This is a genomic window from Paenarthrobacter sp. TE3676 (assembly GCF_056279165.1).
In genome coordinates this window covers 432829-451301 of record NZ_JBWBQU010000001.1, presented here as the reverse complement: position 1 = coordinate 451301, position 18473 = coordinate 432829, and the positions used below count along the sequence as shown (strand labels likewise).

16 protein-coding genes and 1 tRNA gene are annotated in these 18473 nt (G+C 61.6%); 7 read left to right on the top strand and 10 right to left on the bottom strand.

The features are described from left to right. The first annotated feature begins 26 nt into the window (after positions 1-26). A complete protein-coding gene (locus ACZ881_RS02205) occupies positions 27-1094 on the top strand; it encodes a D-2-hydroxyacid dehydrogenase (protein ID WP_476112277.1) in 1068 nt (355 codons plus the stop codon). 8 nt (positions 1095-1102) lie between these two features. Here the strand turns inward: ACZ881_RS02205 and ACZ881_RS02200 are convergent, their stop codons facing one another. From ACZ881_RS02200 to ACZ881_RS02165, 8 genes are all read right to left on the bottom strand, one after another. Beyond that, a complete protein-coding gene (locus ACZ881_RS02200; protein ID WP_476112275.1) occupies positions 1103-3160 on the bottom strand; it encodes an acyltransferase family protein in 2058 nt (685 codons plus the stop codon). 165 nt (positions 3161-3325) lie between these two features. Next, positions 3326-4684, bottom strand: a complete 1359-nt coding sequence (locus ACZ881_RS02195; protein ID WP_476112273.1) for an MFS transporter — start codon at positions 4682-4684, stop codon at positions 3326-3328. 143 nt (positions 4685-4827) lie between these two features. After that, positions 4828-5622 (bottom strand): IclR family transcriptional regulator, encoded by a 795-nt coding sequence (locus ACZ881_RS02190; RefSeq protein ID WP_476112271.1) that lies wholly within the window; start codon positions 5620-5622, stop codon positions 4828-4830. A gap of 221 nt (positions 5623-5843) precedes the next feature. Then, a complete protein-coding gene (locus tag ACZ881_RS02185; protein ID WP_091468068.1) occupies positions 5844-6134 on the bottom strand; it encodes a hypothetical protein in 291 nt (96 codons plus the stop codon). 109 nt (positions 6135-6243) lie between these two features. Continuing rightward, a tRNA-Val gene (locus ACZ881_RS02180) sits at positions 6244-6319 on the bottom strand. A gap of 66 nt (positions 6320-6385) precedes the next feature. Continuing rightward, on the bottom strand, positions 6386-7342 hold the full coding sequence (locus tag ACZ881_RS02175) for an NAD-dependent protein deacetylase (RefSeq protein ID WP_476112269.1): 957 nt from the start codon (positions 7340-7342) through the stop codon (positions 6386-6388). After that, the gene (locus tag ACZ881_RS02170; protein ID WP_476112267.1) at positions 7339-7842 is read right to left on the bottom strand and encodes a peroxiredoxin; all 504 of its coding nucleotides are present in this window, start codon (positions 7840-7842) and stop codon (positions 7339-7341) included. The genes ACZ881_RS02175 and ACZ881_RS02170 overlap by 4 nt, the downstream gene beginning before the upstream one ends. Next, entirely contained in the window at positions 7839-8258 is a 420-nt protein-coding gene (locus ACZ881_RS02165; protein ID WP_026005795.1) for a DUF3052 domain-containing protein, read from the bottom strand. The genes ACZ881_RS02170 and ACZ881_RS02165 overlap by 4 nt, the downstream gene beginning before the upstream one ends. A 380-nt stretch (positions 8259-8638) precedes the next feature. On the opposite strand from ACZ881_RS02165, the gene aceE reads away from it, so the two are divergent. The 6 genes from aceE to ACZ881_RS02135 all read left to right on the top strand — a co-directional run bounded on the left by aceE (position 8639) and on the right by ACZ881_RS02135 (position 16676). Further along, positions 8639-11434, top strand: a complete 2796-nt coding sequence (aceE, locus tag ACZ881_RS02160; RefSeq protein WP_476112265.1) for a pyruvate dehydrogenase (acetyl-transferring), homodimeric type — start codon at positions 8639-8641, stop codon at positions 11432-11434. A 192-nt stretch (positions 11435-11626) separates the two neighbouring features. Further along, positions 11627-12871: a PucR family transcriptional regulator gene (locus ACZ881_RS02155; RefSeq protein ID WP_091468076.1), complete on the top strand. Its 1245-nt coding sequence runs from the start codon at positions 11627-11629 to the stop codon at positions 12869-12871. An 88-nt stretch (positions 12872-12959) separates the two neighbouring features. Next, positions 12960-13889: an ACP S-malonyltransferase gene (locus ACZ881_RS02150; RefSeq protein WP_178997597.1), complete on the top strand. Its 930-nt coding sequence runs from the start codon at positions 12960-12962 to the stop codon at positions 13887-13889. After that, the gene (locus tag ACZ881_RS02145) at positions 13886-14947 is read left to right on the top strand and encodes a beta-ketoacyl-ACP synthase III (protein WP_091468082.1); all 1062 of its coding nucleotides are present in this window, start codon (positions 13886-13888) and stop codon (positions 14945-14947) included. The genes ACZ881_RS02150 and ACZ881_RS02145 overlap by 4 nt, the downstream gene beginning before the upstream one ends. Positions 14948-15064: 117 nt before the next feature. Continuing rightward, the gene (locus ACZ881_RS02140; protein ID WP_011692310.1) at positions 15065-15310 is read left to right on the top strand and encodes an acyl carrier protein; all 246 of its coding nucleotides are present in this window, start codon (positions 15065-15067) and stop codon (positions 15308-15310) included. A gap of 130 nt (positions 15311-15440) precedes the next feature. After that, the gene (locus ACZ881_RS02135) at positions 15441-16676 is read left to right on the top strand and encodes a beta-ketoacyl-[acyl-carrier-protein] synthase family protein (RefSeq protein WP_091468085.1); all 1236 of its coding nucleotides are present in this window, start codon (positions 15441-15443) and stop codon (positions 16674-16676) included. A gap of 113 nt (positions 16677-16789) precedes the next feature. Here ACZ881_RS02135 and ACZ881_RS02130 read toward each other — a convergent pair whose 3' ends face one another. Together ACZ881_RS02130 and ACZ881_RS02125 are read right to left on the bottom strand one after the other, a co-directional pair. Continuing rightward, entirely contained in the window at positions 16790-17293 is a 504-nt protein-coding gene (locus ACZ881_RS02130) for a DUF3145 domain-containing protein (RefSeq protein ID WP_018776197.1), read from the bottom strand. Positions 17294-17528: 235 nt separating this feature from the next. Beyond that, positions 17529-18455 carry a tyrosine recombinase XerC gene (locus tag ACZ881_RS02125; RefSeq protein ID WP_476112261.1) on the bottom strand — a complete coding sequence of 309 codons (927 nt, stop codon included), beginning with the start codon at positions 18453-18455 and terminating at the stop codon, positions 17529-17531. Positions 18456-18473 lie beyond the last annotated feature (18 nt).

Below are 18473 nucleotides of genomic sequence, written 5' to 3'. Positions count from 1 at the left end.
GTTCAATATCCTAGCCTCCATTCAGTATGATGAACACCATGACGACTGACGAACTTACCATCGCCATCGCTGTGCCGCTCGAAGCAGAGCACGTAGAGCTGATCCGCGCTGTAGATCCCTCTGTAACCGTTTTTTACGATCCCGAACTTCTTCCGCCGGAAAGGTTCCCCGCCGATCACGCTGGCGATCCGGAGTTCAAGCGCACGTCGGAGCAGGAGGAACGCTACTGGGCCATGCTTAACAGGGCCCAGGTCCTGTACGGCTTCCCTAACGAGAGCCCGGCCGGACTGGCGCGCATAGCCGACAGCAACCCCCACCTGCAATGGATCCACGCCATGGCGGCCGGAGCGGGTGGCGCCGTCAAGGCATCCGGCCTGGACACGGAAACCCTTCAAAAGTTCCGCGTGACGACATCCGCGGGTGTCCATGCGCTGCCCCTGGCAGAGTTCTCAGCCTTCGGCATCCTCAACGGGTTCAAGCGCAGCGCCGAAATGGCGCAGGACCAGGCCACCAAAAACTGGCCCGAGCTGAGGACGCCCACCAAGCTGGTCAACGGCTCCAAAGTGGTCATCGCAGGCCTCGGCGAGATTGGCATGGAGACTGCTCGAATCGCCCGGGCCTTGGGGATGAAGGTCAGTGGAACGAAGCGCACTGTGGAACCGATGGAGGGGATCGACGAGGTCACCACCAATGAGGGCCTCCCCGGCCTGCTGGCGGACGCCGACGCAGTGGTGAACACACTGCCCGGCACCCCATACACGGAGAAGCTGTTCAACAAGGACATTTTCTCCGCCATGAAGCCGGGAACCGTATTCGTCAACGTCGGCCGCGGCACCGTAGTGGATGAGGTCGCTTTGCTGGAAGCCCTGAACAACGGCCAGATCTCATACGCCTGCCTCGACGTATTCGCGGTGGAGCCACTTCCGCAGGACAGCCCTTTGTGGAATCATCCCAAAGTCCTGGTGTCACCGCACACCTCGGCATTAAGCACAGCGGAAAACCGGCTCATCACGGAACGCTTCTGCAGCAACCTGCGCACATTCCTGGACGGTGGCGAACTCCCCCACCTGGTTGATCCGGTCCACTTCTACTAGGCCGGAAACTACCATCCTGTGGCGTCAAACCACCTCTCGGACAACGTCTCGGTCATGGTCCTGACGTAGGTACTCGAGAGGTGGTTGTCGTCGAGGTAGACATACACGTTGCCAACGATGCCCGGGCATGAAGATCCGTCGCAGATCAGGTCCGTCATGTCCAAGATGGACAACCCCGTGAAAGTACCCTCCAACTGATCCAAGGGATTGCTTTCGGCAAGCACCGACGACTGGGCTGGACGGCAGCGTGGGTCCTCTACGCCTGACGCCATTGCACACTCACTCGGGCTGAATGAGAAGCGCGGGTTGTCCCTCATGGCGATGACCTCAATGCCCTGGTCAGTGATCTCGCCAACCAGTTCGTCAAGACCCCAAGTGAGGTCCTCATCCGGCGAGTCTGTAACTGCTGCCGTCCCCACAAGGAAGACAGCATCGGGCTGATGGATACGGATGTGTTCCCGGACGTTTCGGTTGAAGGCGTTGCATTCGTCCCCTACCTCGTCCGTTTCGGTCATGAACGGGCAGGCCCCGAACGTGATGACCTGGACACGCCACTGGTGCTCCTTGGCCAGGGGGCCGATGGCTCCAAGCCACTGCAGCGAATGGGACTGACCCACCACAAAGACGGTCCTCTCGGCGTCAGCACCGACGTCGTTCTGCTGGCACTCTGCAAACAGCACCGGATCCGTTGGACGAAGATCTCCGGTACACGCGCCGTCGAGCCTTCCCCAATCTTCCGGCAGCTGCTCAGGGGTGGGCAGCGTCCGCGCGCCCTCGCTAACAAGGTCGACATATCCGGGTAGCAACGCCCGCGCCCCCGGGTTATCGTCGGTATTCTGCGAAGCGATAATGTTCTTCGCCATTTGTTGCTGGTATCCGAACTGCACCATCGGAGCGGCAGCGACCGCAAGACAAACAAATACAGCCAACGCCAGACGCCGGCGTTTGGCCTCCGGCCATCGCCATGCACGCAAGGGTTGCTCCACAAACCGGGTAGTGAGGAACGCCAACAGCAGCGACGCACCCACGATCAAGGTGCCGGTGATCGCATCTGCTTGGTCTTGGCCGATCCACACCAAAGTAATCACCAACAGCGGCCAATGCCACAAGTAGAGCGCATAGGAGGTAGATCCCAGACCCACCAACAGCTTGGACGAAAGGATCCTGTCAACTCCGAAGCGACTGCCCGATTGCCCCGCGACAATGACAGCCACGGCCGCAAGGGTCGGCCACAAAGCCACAAAACCAGGAAACGCGGTCTGCACCTGAAGAAGGGCGCCACAGCTCAGCATGGCGGCCACCCCTGCCCAGCCAAGCACGCTTCGCAGTCCCCGCCCGGGCCGAAGATACGGAAGCAACAGCGCCACCAGCGTGCCCAAGGCAAACTCCCACAACCGGGCAAAGGTATCAAAGTAGGCCAATTCCTGATTGGCCGCCGTGAAGTAGATCGAATACGCCAGCGATACTGCGAAGATCAGCCCGAAGACTCCAAGCAGCACGGCCCGGTACCGCAGATTCAGACGGCGGCACACCCAGGCCGTGGCAACGAAGATGGCCGGCCAGAGAATAAAGACCTGCCCCTGGATGGACAGCGACCAGAAATGCTGAAAAGGACTCGCCAAGCTATGGTCTGCCGCGTAGTAATTGACCACCTGGCGTTGGAGCAGCCAATTTTCGACGTAGAACAGCGAAGCCCATCCCTGGCTGACTATTTCGATCCAGCGTGTGCGGGGAATGAACACATACGTGGCCGCGAGAGTGCCAAGCAGGACCACGACGACGGCAGGCAGCAGCCGCCAGAACAGGTGCAGCCAGTGCCGCACCAGTGATACCGGCCGCGCGTCCTCGTAACGGCTGACGAATTGCAACGTCATCAGGAACGCCGAAATCAGCAGGAAGACGTCCACTCCACCGGAAACCCGGCCGAACCAAATGTGGTATGAAACGACCATGAGTACGGCCAAGGAACGCAGGCCTTGGATCTCAGGCCGAAACGTAGTCTTCCCTGCCCCGGCCCGGACCTGCCCGGTACTCTCCGGTGACGCAAGGCCCTTGGTTGCCGTCATCGACACGCTCCTCTTTCGCTGCACCAATTCTGCACTGCCACCCGCGAATTTCCACCACAGTCTGAGCCACTCATTTTTGTGTTCAGTCGCAAAACAGCGCGGCACCCTCTTGAAGGAGGTGCCGCGCTGTTTTGGGAGTTCCTGGTGCAGGTGCTTCTGCGGAACCTACTTTGCGTCGTCGGTACTGACGAGGTCCCTGCCAGCCGTCTCAGGGGTAAAGAACGTGGTCACGAAAGAGATGAGCGCCAGGACCAGGGAGTAGATGGCCAGGACCAGCCATGAGTGGTTGGTGGCGGCCAACATCAGCGCGCCGAGCAGCGGTGCAAGTCCGCCAGCCAGGACCGCCGAGATTTCGCGACTCATGGCGACGCCGGTGAAGCGGTACTGGGATCCGAACAGTTCCGGCAAGAGAGGGCACTGCGGGCCCAGCATCGACTGAACACCGATTGCAATGCCTACCGCCATGACTACCCATACCAACGTGACGTTCCCCAAAGTGACCAGGTAGAAGGCAGGAACCGCGATGATCGCCTGAAAGAGTGCGCCGTAGCGGTACACAGGAACACGGCCGAACCTGTCGGACAAGGCACCGAAAGTTACCACCATGACCGCGGCGAAACCGGCCGCGATCAGCAAACCCACAGGACCGATGGAGTTGTTACCAGCGAACACGCCCGCCGGCATGCTCATGAAGGACACCAGAAGCGCGGAGTAGATCGAAGAGTTGCCGTTCTCGCCCATGCGAAGACCGATGCCGAGCAACACGTTCTTCTTGGAGTGCTTCCAGAGAGCGCCAATGGGGTTCTTGACCACGTTCCTGTGCTTCTCCAACTCCTGAAACGCGGGCGTTTCCTTGAGCTTGAGACGGATGAAAATGGCCACGGCGATCAGAATGAAACTGGCCAGGAAAGGCACCCGCCACAGCCACCCCTGAAGGACGGCCTTGTCCGCCATGGCAATGAGCGCGAAGGTGCCGGCACCGAGGAGCGTGCCCAACTGGATGCCGACAAACGGCAATGAAGCGAAGAACCCACGACGGCGGCGCGGAGCCACTTCTGAAATCAGGGTCGTGGCGCCGGCTTGCTCGGCTCCGGCCCCCAACCCCTGGATGATTCGCAGCGTGACCAGCAATACAGCGCCGAGCATTCCGGCTTGTTCGAAGGTGGGAAGAAGGCCAATGGCGAAGCTTGCAGTTCCCATCAACGCGATGGTGAGGATGAGGACCATTTTCCTTCCGAACCTGTCCCCGATGTAGCCGAAGATCAAACCGCCAAACGGACGGGCAGCAAAGCCAACGCCGTAGGTGGCGAACGACGCAATCAACGCGCCGTCAGGGCCCAGCGGAGAAAAGAACAGCGGACCGAAGATCAGCGCCGAAGCCAAGCCATAAATGTAGAAGTCGTAGTACTCCAGCGCGGAGCCGACAGAGCTGGCCAGCGTAGCCCGTCGGAGCTGTTCCGGCTCGACTACAGCGTCCCCGGCCTCGGCCGCGAGCTTTTCATTTGCACGAGTTATCACAAGCACTCCCTCAAAATCACCCCGGGCCCCCGTTGGCCCAGCGAGATAGTGATGGCATCACCGCCAAGATCACTATGATGAACAGCGTACAGCTTGTTGAACGCGCTGCCAAGGTTGTAATCAGATTTATTTAGACCGTTTGAAGGGACCTAACCCATAGGGTTGCCCAGGGAACGCGCCAATTCCTTAAGTTCCTTGACCATGAGGGCGCCCTGCTCCTCCGAGTAGGTGGCCTTAAGCGCTGTCACCGACAGGCCAAGGCTTGGGCCATGCGCCCCGCGGGTAGGGACCGGCACGGCCAGGCAGACTACGCCTACCGTGGACTCCTCATCCTCGAAGGCGTACCCCTGCTTGCGGATGGTGGAAATCTGGGCCTTGAGCTCCTCCGCAGTCTTGAGGGAGTTCGCGGTCATGGTGGGCAACTCCATGCCATCCGGGAACATCGCGTCGAGATCGTGATCGTGAAGCTGTGCAATCAGGGCCTTGCCGACGCTGCAGAGCGAGACGGGCATCTTGTCGCCGATGTTGGACGTCAGCCTGACCGCTGGATGGCCCTCGTACCGTGCCAAATAGATGACATGGTCGCCATCGAGCATCGCAATTCTCACAGTCTCTCCCGAGAGCGTAGGCGCTTGCTCGCAGTACTTGTAGAACTCCTGCACCTCGTCCAGGCGACTGAGGTATGCAGCTCCCAGTTCCACAAGCTTCCTCCCCAAGGCAAAGTCGGCACCTTGGCGGGTAATGAGCCGCGCTTCTTCCAGCGCCAATAGCAGGTTGGACGTGGAGGACTTGGGAATTCCGAGTTCACGCGAGAGATCGCTCAGCGTTAGTCGGCCCGTGGGGGACTCGGCCAGCACCTCCAACACGGCTGCAGCGCGGGTGACGGCAGGCGCCGGCGACGAAGCGCCCAGCCCTTCGGAACGGGAGGTGCGGGAATCGGCCATGATTCTCCTTCGACATCGCAATTCGACTGTTCATTCTGCTGAACAATACTCATCATAGTGGAATGGGGGCGTCTCAGCAGGGTGAGTTGGGCCCCCCGCGGCGTCTCCGGTGAGACCGTACTTTCCAAACCAAAAAGTTCTCTGTATATTCATCTTCGAGCTCTCCACCGCGGCATCCCCCAATAGTCGTGGTGGAGAGCTCATCCATTTCCGGCGTCAGCCTAAGCAGCAGCGAGTTCCTCGCCCCGGAGGCGCCAGCCCCCACCAGTTCCGTCCCTCACCAGTTCCCAGGTAGCGATGCCGGACCGTGGGTTGCTCCCCAGGCGGACCTGGACCTGCCAGACTTCAATATCAACCCGCCCTTGCCCCCTGGGCATCCGGCGGGACTGCTCCCACCAGGCAACCCGCTCAAACCACCGCACTGGTTCCACCACCATGCGCCACTCCCGGCCGCCCCTCATGATGACCGCCGGGGCGCCTGGCTCAACTGTGACGATGTGTACGTGCTCCATGGAAGAAACCGTAGGGCGCAGGTCTGACATTCAAGATCGCGGGCGGCTGGAAGGAGGCAAACAAAAACCCCGCCCTCCAAGCCTTTCGACTTGAATGACGGGGTTTTCCTGGTGGGTCCTACCGGGATCGAACCGATGACATCCACGGTGTAAACGTGGCGCTCTACCAGCTGAGCTAAAGACCCAAACCGCGGCTTCCGTGCTTCGTAACTTCCTCCGCGCTTCAACCAACGAACAATGACTCTACATGATCAACCGCCCGAAACACCAATCGGCGCAGGAGCTTGTGGAAGATCCGGCAAAGAGCGCGCAAGGTAGTCCAATGCGCCGCTGACTCCCAGTTCCAATTTCACTTGAGCAAAGTCGTCGCCGCGGGTAGTTCCCCGGTTGATGATGACCACTGGTTTTCCCGATTTTGCGGCGTGGCGCACGAACCGCAGTCCGCTCTGAACCGTCAGCGACGATCCCGCCACCAAGAGGGCGTCCGCGTTATCCACCATCTCGTAGGCGCGGGCCACCCTGTCCTTGGGGACGTTCTCACCGAAGTAGACAAAGTCCGGCTTCAACGTCCCACCGCAAATGGGACAGACCGCCATCACGAACGAGGTAATGAGCTCGTGGTCCTCAACTGTTGCGTCAGCGTCCGGAGCCATCTCTACTACACCGGACTCCAGTGCCGCCTCCAGGAAACCAGGATTGATTTCTTCAAGGATCGCTGCGATCAAGCGCCGGGTGAAGGTGTGTCCATTGCTGAGGCAAACCACCTGGTCGAATCGGCCGTGCAAGTCCACCACGTTGATGCTTCCGGCGTCCTCATGGAGCCTGTCAACATTTTGTGTAATGAGACCGGACAACAGGCCGCGACGTTCCAGAACCGCGACTGCCTTATGGCCGGCATTAGGATCGGCATGCCTGAGGTGGGACCAACCGATGTGGTTCCGCGCCCAATAGCGCCGCCGGTTTGCCTCACTTCCCACGAACTCCTGGTAGGTCATGGGGTTCCGGGGCGCAGAACCGGGCCCTCGGTAGTCAGGAATCCCTGAATCGGTGCTCAACCCGGCTCCGGTGAGTACAGCTAAGCGCTTCCCCCTTAGGAGCTCCCCGGCAACTTCGAGCGCCTGCAACTCTTCGGGGTCAAGTTGCCCTACGGGCGCGGATGGCATGCTGGCAAATCCAGTCATGCCGACTCCGGGCCTGGGATGGTTCATGACGGCTGGTCCGCCAAAGACGACAACGCCCGGCGATACTCGGCAAAGTCCCTCGCTTGGCCGCGGGGATTGACAACGACATAGCGGATGACGCCTGTAGCGTCGATGATGAACGTCCCCCTTAGGGCCATTCCACTCGCTTCATCGAAGACGCCATAGTCCCGCGCCACGGCCCCATGCGGCCAGAAGTCCGCCAAGAGGTCGAAGCCAAAGTTCTCATGCTCCGCGTAGGCCCGTTGTGCGAACTTACTATCTACGGACAACGCCAGTACCGTGGCATTCGAATCCTTGAAGTCCGCGATGTTGTCGCGAATCTCACAGAGTTCGCCGGTGCAAATGCCGGAGAAAGCAAAGGGAAAGAACACGAGGACAACATTGCGGCCCCGGTAGTCCGCCAAACGGACAGGCTCGCCGTACTGATTCAGCAGTTCAAAATCCGGTGCAAGCCGCCCCGTTTCAGGAACGAGCACCTGGGCCGGAGCCTGTTGGACTGCTGTCACTTGTTCTTCTTGGGCACCAAACGCGTGGCGCTCCAGTCCTTTGAGACCCCTGCCGATGTAGTCAGGTGTAGTCCTGAAGTGGGGGCGGCATCCTGGATGTCTGCAGGAGAAACGTAGTTGTCACGGCCTGACTTTGGCGTCAGCACCCAAACAACCCCGCCTTCCTTCAGGTTGGTGAGCGAATCCATCAGGGCATCAACAAGGTCACCGTCGCCATCCCGCCACCAGAAAACAACAGCATCCACGACGTCATGATCATCTTCATCCAACAACTCGGAGCCTGTGACATCTTCGATGTCGTCACGCAAGTCGAAATCGACGTCGTCGTCGTAGCCGCGTTCCTGAATCAGATCCCCATCTTTGAAACCCATTCTTTCCGCCACATTTACCGATGTGGCGGCGTCGGCCTCGCTCACGTTTCCTCCTTTTGCAGTGACTTCCATTACTAACAGCCAACACCCTTTGGGCGTGTGCTTCAAGCTATTGTCCCAGCCAGCGGCCATATTCCGCATTCCACACGGTGTTTCGACGCCAAGAGGATTGCGTGCTTTGCGTCACGGAGGCCGCGGGAGTGTGACATACAACGCCCCTAGGCACCCACGGCTACGCATCGCGACGCCGCGAAAGCTAGAGTGGCCATGAGCGCTACGGCTGCAGGGCGACCGCCCCGAGAAGTTCCACAGGCAGCCAAGCGCTCACAAGACCTGCCCGGCGCATCCGACCGGGCTGTTGAAACAGAGATGTCGCACACGACGCGTTCACGACGGGCAGTTACCCTGCCGGACTTGAGGCGCCGATGCATGCGCCTAAAGGAAGGTTGGACGTGGCTGCAGGAGAAGAGACCTCACACATCCTCAGCGGGTTGACTGCCCAGCTGCCTGATCGTGATCCGGAAGAGACCGCGGAGTGGATTGAGTCCCTTGATGCGTTGATCGCGGAGCAGGGTACCGAGCGTGCCCAGTACGTTATGCGTTCGTTGCTCCAGCGTGCCGGTGCCAGGTCGGTGGGTGTGCCGATGGTGACGACCACTGATTATGTGAACACGATCCCGGTGGACCAGGAAGCGCCGTTCCCGGGGAACGAGGAGTTCGAGCGCCGGTACCGGGCGTACATGCGGTGGAACGCCGCGGTGATGGTTCATCGTGCGCAGCGTTCGGATATTGGTGTGGGCGGGCATATCTCCACGTATGCCGGGGCTGCGACGTTGTATGAGGTGGGTTTCAACCACTTCTTCCGCGGCAAGGACCACCCCTCGGGTGGGGATCAGGTGTTCTTCCAGGGCCACGCCTCGCCGGGCATGTACGCCCGGGCGTTCATGGAAGGCCGTCTCACGGAAGAGGACCTGGACGGGTTCCGTCAGGAAAAGTCCAAGGCCGGTCATGCCCTGTCCTCCTACCCGCACCCGCGCCTGATGCCTGATTTCTGGGAGTTCCCGACCGTGTCGATGGGTATCGGCCCGATGAACGCGATCTACCAGGCCCAGTCCAACCGGTACCTGCAGAACCGCGGCATCAAAGACACCTCCGACCAGCAGGTCTGGGCGTTCCTGGGCGACGGGGAAATGGACGAGCCCGAGTCCCGTGGCCTGCTCCAGCTCGCCGCGAACGAGAACCTGGACAACCTGAACTTCGTGATCAACTGCAACCTCCAGCGCCTGGACGGACCGGTCCGCGGTAACGGCAAAATCATGCAGGAATTGGAGGCGTTCTTCCGCGGTGCGGGCTGGAACGTGATCAAGGTCGTCTGGGGCCGGGAGTGGGACTCCCTGCTGGAAGCGGATAAGGACGGGGCGTTGGTGAAGATCATGAACGAAACCCCCGATGGTGACTACCAGACCTACAAGGCCGAGTCCGGCGGGTTCGTTCGTGAACACTTCTTCGGCAAATCCCCGCAGACCAAGGACATGGTCGCGGACCTGGACGACGAACAGATCTGGGGCCTCAAACGCGGCGGCCACGACTACCGCAAGGTCTACGCCGCCTACAAGGCAGCGACCGAGTTCAAGGGCAAACCCACCGTGATCCTGGCCAAAACGGTCAAGGGCTACGGCCTGGGCCCGCACTTCGAAGGCCGCAACGCCACGCACCAGATGAAGAAGCTGACCATGGACGACCTCAAAGCCTTCCGTGACCACCTCCGCATCCCGATCAGCGATGACCAGCTCGACGCTGACCTTTACCGGCCCCCGTACTACCACCCCGGCATGGACGCCCCGGAAATCAAATACCTGATGGAACGCCGCGCCGAACTCGGCGGGTTCGTGCCCGAACGACGCCGCACCCACACCCCCGTGACCCTCCCGGACGCCAAATCCTACGAAGTGGCCAAACGCGGGTCCGGGAAACAACAAGCCGCCACCACCATGGCCTTCGTCCGTTTGTTGAAGGACCTGATGCGGGACAAGAACTTCGGGGCCCGGTTCGTGCCCGTCGTCCCCGACGAATCCCGGACCTTCGGCATGGACGCGTTCTTCCCGACCGCGAAAATCTACAACCCCAAAGGCCAGAACTACCTCTCCGTGGACCGCGACCTCGTCCTGGCCTACAAAGAATCACCCGCCGGTCAACTGATCCACCCCGGCATCAACGAAGCCGGCGCCGTCGCAGCGTTCACCGCCGCCGGCACCGCCTACGCCACCCACGGCGAACCCCTGGTCCCGATCTACGTGTTCTACTCCATGTTCGGCTTCCAACGCACCGGCGATTCCTTCTGGGCCGCCGCGGACCAAATGACCCGCGGCTTCATCATCGGCGCCACCGCAGGACGAACCACCCTCACCGGCGAAGGACTCCAACACGCCGACGGACACTCCCCCATCCTGGCCTCCACCAACCCCGCCGTGAAAACCTACGACCCCGCCTACGGCTACGAAATCGGCCACATCATCCGCCACGGCCTCGAAGAAATGTACGGCAACGCTGACGGCCCCGGTGAAGACCGTAACGTGATGTACTACCTCACCGTCTACAACGAACCCATCACCCAACCCGCCGAACCCGAAAACCTCGACATCAACGGGCTCCTCAAAGGCATCTACCGCCTCGCCCCCGCCCCCCAAAGCGACGGCACCACCGGGAACCGGCCCACCGCGAACATCCTCGCCTCCGGCGTGTCCGTACCCTGGGCCCTCGAAGCCCAACGGATCCTCGCCGAAGACTGGAACGTCGCCGCCGACATCTACTCCGTGACCTCCTGGAACGAACTCCGACGCGACGGACTCGCCGCCGAAGAACACGCCTTCCTGAACCCCGGCCAACCCGCCCGCACCCCGTTCATCACCGAACAACTCGCCGGCACCACCGGACCCGTCATCGCCGTGTCCGACTACATGAAAGCCGTCCCCGACCAAATCCGCCAATTCATCCCCAACGACTTCGCCTCCCTCGGAGCAGACGGCTTCGGCTTCTCCGACACCCGCCAAGCCGCACGCCGCTACTTCAAAAACGACACCCACTCCATCGTCGCCAAAACCCTCCAACTCCTCGCCGCCAAGGGAGAAGTTGAAGCAGGTGCGCTGGAAAAGGCGATCGAAAAGTACCGGCTTCTGGATGTGAACGCCGGCACCACCGGCGGAGCAGGCGGCGACGCCTAACTGTTCGTCGGGTAATTCGCGGCAAAAGCAGCGACAGCAATATCCGCGACGGCGGCTTTCACCGAAAGGTGGGGGCCGCCGTCGGGCGTTAAGCGGGTTAGGTCATACATGCCAAGGACGTGACCAGCAACAACACGAGTTGTAGCCTTCTCACAAATGGAGCTTGTCCGTGATGGGCCGTATGCTCGTTCCATGGCAGAGCCGAGCAAAACAACCACCAAGCGCAAGGCAGCATCCCAGGCATTGTCACCCGAAAAGGCTGAAACCCTTCGGCAACTCCGCGCCAACGTGGGCCAACTGTCCACCAGCACCATGCGCCAGCTCGAGAAATCGCTGCCTTGGTATGGCCGCCTGAGCTCCGATGAGCGCTCGGCCTTGGGCCTGGTGGCCCAGAATGGCATCGCGGCCTTCGTGACGTGGTACGAACGGCCCAGTTCGCCGTCGTGGATCCTCACAGACGTCTTTGGCAACGCCCCCACGGAACTGACTCGTTCCATCAGCCTGCAAAAGGCCCTGCAGCTGATCCGCATCGTGGTGGAAGTCGTCGAGGACCAGGTGCCCGTAATCGCCCCGGAATCGGACCAGCCGTCACTCCGGGAAGCCGTACTGCGCTATTCACGGGAAGTAGCTTTCGCGGCCGCTGATGTTTATGCGCGGGCTGCGGAATCCCGCGGGTCCTGGGATACGCGGTTGGAAGCGTTGATCGTTGACGCCATTTTGCGAGGCGAGAACACCGATGCGTTAAGGTCCAGGATTGCAGCCCTTGGCTGGAAAGCGCAGGAGCGATTCACAGTGATGGTGGGAAATTCGCCGTCGGAGCCCAGCGCCAGCTATGTCAGCGAGCTTCGCCGTACCGCCGGCCGCTTCGCCGAAGACGCACTGGTGGGAATCCAGGGCGACCGGCTCATCTTGATCCTTGGCGGGGTGCAGGACCGCGACACAGCCTATGTCAAGCTCAGTGAGCTCTTTGCACCAGGGGCTGTGGTTTACGGCCCGGAAGCAGGCTCGTTGCTTGAGGCGAGCAGTTCCGCCCAAGCGGCATTCGCAGGGCTGACCGCAGCCCGTGCATGGCCGTCCGCGCCACGGCCTGTTGCTGCAGACGACCTCCTCCCCGAGCGTGTCGTTTCCGGTGACGACGCCGCGCGCAGGTCACTGATCAAGAACATTTACAGGCCCCTGCTGGCGGCCTCAAACGGGCTCGTGGAGACCCTGGGCACGTACTTGGAGCTCGGCCACTCGCTGGAAGCCACGGCACGCGAACTATTCGTCCATGCCAACACCGTGCGCTACCGTTTGAAGCGTGTCTGCGATGTGACAGGCTGGGATCCGCTCCTCCCCAGGGAAGCGTTTGTGCTGCAAACGGCGTTGGTGGTGGGCCGCCTTTCGGCCCAACCGAAAGCCGCCGCCGAACGTCACGCGTCACGTTCACAGAACTGAACCGTTGTAGACTTCCTACAAACTGACCCAGTGAGCTTGGTGTACCAAAACACCAGTGGATCACGTGGCAATTTGGAAAGCTGGATACGTGCTTGCAATCGTCTGCCCTGGACAGGGCTCCCAGACCCCCGGATTTTTGGCCCCTTGGCTGGAACTCCCCTCCGTCGAAGGCCAATTGGCCGTACTGAGCGAAATCGCAGGCATTGACCTCAAGGCCCACGGAACCACCTCGGATGAAGAGACCATCAAGGACACTGCCGTAGCGCAGCCATTGATCGTCGCCGCCGGCCTGGTTGCTGCCAAGTCCTTGTTCGATGTCGAACTCAGCACCCTTCCCGTCATCCTCGCCGGGCACTCGGTGGGCGAAATCACGGCCTCAGCCCTCGCGGGCGTCCTCACCGAGGCCGAGGCCATGAGCTTCGTTCGGGAGCGGGCCAACAGCATGGCTGCAGCAGCCGCAGTGACCCCCACGGGCATGAGCGCCGTTGTGGGCGGAGACCCGGCCGAGGTCCTGTCGGCAATTACTGCCGCGGGTGCCACTCCAGCCAATGTCAACGGCGCGGGACAAACAGTCGCCGCAGGTACCTTCGAGCAACTCAAGGCCTTGGCGGACAACCCGCCAGCGAAGGCCCGCGTCATACCCCTCAAGGTGGCCGGCGCTTTCCATACTTCCCACATGGCACCGGCAGTCAGCGCCCTTGAGGCCCTCAAGCCGTCCCTGTCGCCGCGAAACCCGGCAGTTCCGCTGTTGTCGAACTACGATGGCAAGGAAGTCACAGAAGGGTCTGCCGCAGTCGAAAGCCTGATCGCGCAGGTCTCGCGCCCGGTCCGCTGGGATCAGTGCATGGAAACCCTCGTTGAACGCGGCGTCACCGGTGTGATCGAACTTGCCCCTGCCGGCACGCTCGCAGGGCTCGCCAAGCGCGGCATGCCCGGCGTCAAGACGGTTGCTGTCAAAACCCCGGAGGATCTCTCCGCGGCTCTCGCACTCTTTGCTGAATTGGAGGGGCAGGCGTGAGCACTCCAGTACTCAACAAGGCTGCTGTCAACGAGAATGCACGCATCCTGGGCATCGGCGCCTACCGGCCGGACGTCATCGTCACCAACGACGACGTGTGCCAGTGGATTGACTCCTCGGACGAGTGGATCCGCCAGCGCACCGGCATCATCACCCGTCATCGTGCAGCCGCGGATGTCAGCGTGATCGACATGGCCGAAGGCGCCGCACGTGAGGCCCTCAAGCAGGCAGGAATTGAACCGTCCCAGCTGGGTGCCGTCATCGTGTCCACCGTGACACACCCCTACGCGACTCCTTCCGCTGCCGCTGCGCTTACCGACCGATTGGGCGCGACGCCGGCACCGGCCTTCGACATCTCGGCCGCCTGCGCAGGGTACTGCTACGGCGTGGCCCAGGCTGATGCCCTTGTCCGTTCCGGCGCTGCCGAGTACGTTCTCGTGGTCGGCGCCGAGAAACTCTCAGACGTCATCGACAACCACGAACGGACCATCTCGTTCCTCCTCGGCGACGGCGCCGGCGCGGTGGTGGTCGGCCCGTCCGACACCCCTGGCATCGGACCTTCGGTCTGGGGCTCCGATGGCAGCAAGTGGGACGCGATCGGGATGACCCACTCCTTGGAAGATGTCAAGAAACTCGGCGAATCTGCCCGCCACTCGGACGAAATCGACGACCCCGCCATCCTCTCCGCGACTCAGGACGTTTGGCCCACCCTGCGCCAGGACGGCCAGACCGTTTTCCGCTGGGCAGTCTGGGAAATGGCCAAGGTAGCCCAGCAGGCTTTGGATGCCGCCGGCATCGAAGCCAGCGACCTCGCTGCTTTCGTTCCCCACCAGGCCAACATGCGCATCATCGACGAGATGGTCAAGAAGCTCAAGCTTCCCGAATCTGTTGTCATCGGCCGCGACATCGCCCAGGCGGGAAACACGTCGGCGGCATCCATCCCCTTGGCAACGCACCGCTTGCTTCAGGAGAACCCTGAGCTGAGCGGCGGCCTGGCACTGCAGATCGGTTTCGGTGCCGGACTGGTCTTCGGCGCCCAGGTAGTGGTTCTGCCGTAGACCGGGACACGTCCCGGCTACCACCAGCCAACTGAATACGACTTACATACCCAAGCCGCAACCCGCGGTTTGCCCCCTTTCCGGCAGTAGCCGGTACAACAAGAAAAGGAGCCAACAATGGCTAGCAACGAAGAGATCCTGGCCGGCCTGGCTGAAATCGTCAACGAAGAAACGGGCCTTGCAACTGAAGCCGTGGAGCTGGACAAGTCCTTCACCGAGGACCTGGACATCGACTCCATCTCGATGATGACCATCGTCGTCAACGCTGAAGAGAAGTTCGGCGTTCGCATCCCGGACGAAGAGGTCAAGAACCTCAAGACCGTCGGCGACGCCGTCAGCTTCATCGCCAACGCACAGGCCTAGTCCTGACACCAGCTGTGCCGGGCCAGGATTCCTATCCTAGCCCGGCACAGCCGCAGTAACACCCATAGATTTTCATGCCTCCCCCTGTGAACCGCGCATGCGGGATGGCTATCCGACAGAGAGTGATCGCATGGCACGCAAAGTAGTCATAACCGGTCTGGGGGCCACCACTCCCATCGGCGGCGACGTACCCACAATGTGGCAGAACGCGCTGAAAGGGGTCTCCGGCGCCCGCACGCTCGGCGACGAGTGGGTGGCCAAGTACGACCTCCCCGTCCACTTTGCTGCCCGGGCCTCGACGCCGGCACTTGAGGTCCTGAGCCGCGTTGAGGCAAAGCGCATGGACCCCTCCACCCAGTTTGGTGTCATTGCAGCCCGTGAGGCCTGGTCAGACTCGGGGATTGAAGAAATCGACCACGACCGCCTCGCCGTGGCATTCGCCACAGGCATCGGCGGTGTCTGGACGCTCCTCGATGCTTGGGACACGCTCCGGGACAAGGGACCCCGCAGGGTCCTGCCGATGACCGTCCCCATGCTCATGCCCAACGGTGTGGCAGCGGCAGTCAGCCTCGACCTCGGCGCCCGGGCCGGCGCGCACACTCCCGTCTCGGCCTGCGCTTCCGGCACAGAGGCCCTCCACCTTGGCTTGGACCTGATCCGGTCCGGCAAAGCAGACGTTGTGGTTTGCGGTGGCGCTGAAGCTGCCATCCACCCGATGCCGCTGGCCGCCTTCTCTTCCATGCAGGCCTTGTCCCGTCGCAATGACGAGCCGGAGCGCGCCTCGCGCCCCTACGACATTGATCGCGACGGTTTCGTCATGGGCGAAGGTGCCGGTGCGCTGGTACTGGAAGCCGAGGAGCACGCCATCGCCCGCGGTGCGCGCATTTATGCCGAGCTTGCCGGAACGTCCGTGACAGCAGACGCTTACCACATCACAGCACCGGACCCTGAGGGTCTGGGCGCTACCCGTGCACTGAAGGCCGCTATGTTCGATGGGCGGATCCAGGCGGAGGACGTGGTCCACGTCAACGCGCACGCTACCTCGACTCCTGTTGGCGACAAGCCCGAGTACACAGCCCTGCGCGCCGCCCTGGGGACCCACGTGGACAACGTGGCAGTCTCCGCTACGAAGTCGCAAATGGGCCACCTCCTGGGCGCTTCAGGGGCCGTTGAAGCTGTTCTGACCGTACTTGCCGTCTACGAACGTAAGGCACCGGTCACCATCAACCTCGAAAACCAGGATCCTGAGATCCCACTCGATGTTGTGACATCTGCCCGTGACTTGCCCAGTGGCGACATCGTGGCATTGAGCAACTCCTTCGGCTTCGGTGGCCACAACGCCGTCATCGCAGTCCGGAACGTCTAAGTCCGGCTTTCACCACTGCCTCGATGAGACATGAGAAGGGCCCCACCAACAGGTGGGGCCCTTCTCATTGCTATGGGAGACGCTTGTGAGTCAGTGCTCTGGATCGATTGCTGTTAACCGACTTGGTGCAACCAGCGCACGGGAGCACCTTCAGCTGCGTGGCGGAAGGGCTCAAGTTCCTCATCCCACGCTTCACCGAGCGCTAACGAGAGCTCGTGGTAAACCGCGGAGGGATCCCCTGCACCGGACTCATAGGCGTAGCGGATGCGGTCCTCCGTCACCATGATATTGCCGTGCACGTCGGTGACAGCATGGAAAATACCCAGCTCGGGGGTGTGCGACCAGCGCGCTCCATCCACCCCTTGGCTGGGTTCTTCGGTCACCTCGTAGCGCAAATGGGCCCAACCCCTCAGGGCTGATGCCAATTGCGCTCCCGTACCGGGCGCCCCGGTCCACGACAACTCCGCCCGGAACATTCCTGGCGCAGCCGGTTGAGGGGTCCACTCAAGATCGGTTCGCTTATCCACGACCGATCCGATGGCCCATTCAACATGCGGGCAAAGGGCCGTTGGGGCCGAGTGCACGAACAAGACACCGCGGGTTGTTGCAACAGACATTCCATCCTCCATAGCTGTAGGTACGTCTTCCCCAACGACCTCTGCCTGGATGTTTTGCTGTTGCTGCCGGATGCCATGAAACTCATGCGGGCCCTGACAGGCTATTCAGTTTTTAGTACTACAGACGATATTGGCACAGATATAACCCTCAACCGTGAATTGAAGGTTTCCCCGTGGTGCTTTCATTTTGCCGTACGCTGCACGTTTCCGCCAGTGGCGCCCTTGAGGGGCATACTCAGGCCCTCGGGTGCGCTTGTTGGTAGCTCTTCCGGAGCCGGTCCACGGACACGTGCGTATAGATCTGTGTGGTTGCCAGGCTGCTGTGACCAAGAATCTCCTGAACAGCCCGCAAATCTGCTCCTCCATTCAGCAAGTGGGTGGCCGCGCTGTGCCTGAGTGCGTGCGGCCCTGTGGCGGATGTGTCGCCCAGCGCCTGCAGCAATTCGCTGACCACTGCCCGGATTTGGCGGGGATCAACACGGTTGCCACGCACGCCCAGGAACAAGGCAGGTCCGCTCGCGGCTGTTACCACTGCCTGTCGACCCCGCCTGAGCCAATCGTCCACAGCAACAGCCGCTGGTACGCCGAACGGAACAGTGCGTTCCTTGTTACCCTTGCCCAGCACGCGGAGCGTACGACGATCAGGATCAAGGTCATCTATATCGAGCCCCGCTAGTTCCCCCACGCGGACTCCCGTCGCATACAAGAGTTCCACCATGGCCTTGTTGCGCAAAGCCATGGCGTCCCCGTCGGCGGCTGCAGAGTTCAGGTCATCCACCATCCGGGAGACCTGCTGTTGCTGAAGGACTCCGGGCAGGGACTTGTCCCGCTTGGGTGCCTGCAGACGGACCGCAGGGTCCGTCTGGATAAGTTCCTCCCGGAGCGCCCAGCCCGTGAACGACCTCGCGGTTGCGGCCCGGCGCGCCAACGTGGCCCGGGCCATGCCGGCCTCACTCTGCGCGCCAAGCCACCGACGCAGGGAGCCCAACTCCAATTCCCCAAGTTCCTTGACTCCTTCCTGCACGGCGAAGCCAAGGAGACTCTCGACATCGGCAAGGTAGGCACGGACTGTATGCGCAGACCTGGCACGTTCGCCCTCCAAATACCGCCGAAAGCCATCGACTGCATCTTGAAGGGGTGCTGGTAGCGATTGTCCGTCCACCCTTCACACTGTGCCAGT

Coding starts and splice junctions, on each gene's coding strand:
- aceE (WP_476112265.1), top strand. CDS start 8,639: ATGCATGCGCCTAAAGGAAGGTTGGACGTGGCTGCAGGAGAAGAGACC.
- ACZ881_RS02175 (WP_476112269.1), bottom strand. CDS start 7,342: ATGAACCATCCCAGGCCCGGAGTCGGCATGACTGGATTTGCCAGCATG.
- ACZ881_RS02190 (WP_476112271.1), bottom strand. CDS start 5,622: ATGGCCGATTCCCGCACCTCCCGTTCCGAAGGGCTGGGCGCTTCGTCG.
- ACZ881_RS02185 (WP_091468068.1), bottom strand. CDS start 6,134: ATGGAGCACGTACACATCGTCACAGTTGAGCCAGGCGCCCCGGCGGTC.
- ACZ881_RS02200 (WP_476112275.1), bottom strand. CDS start 3,160: ATGACGGCAACCAAGGGCCTTGCGTCACCGGAGAGTACCGGGCAGGTC.
- ACZ881_RS02130 (WP_018776197.1), bottom strand. CDS start 17,293: ATGTCTGTTGCAACAACCCGCGGTGTCTTGTTCGTGCACTCGGCCCCA.
- ACZ881_RS02135 (WP_091468085.1), top strand. CDS start 15,441: ATGGCACGCAAAGTAGTCATAACCGGTCTGGGGGCCACCACTCCCATC.
- ACZ881_RS02155 (WP_091468076.1), top strand. CDS start 11,627: ATGGCAGAGCCGAGCAAAACAACCACCAAGCGCAAGGCAGCATCCCAG.
- ACZ881_RS02205 (WP_476112277.1), top strand. CDS start 27: ATGATGAACACCATGACGACTGACGAACTTACCATCGCCATCGCTGTG.
- ACZ881_RS02140 (WP_011692310.1), top strand. CDS start 15,065: ATGGCTAGCAACGAAGAGATCCTGGCCGGCCTGGCTGAAATCGTCAAC.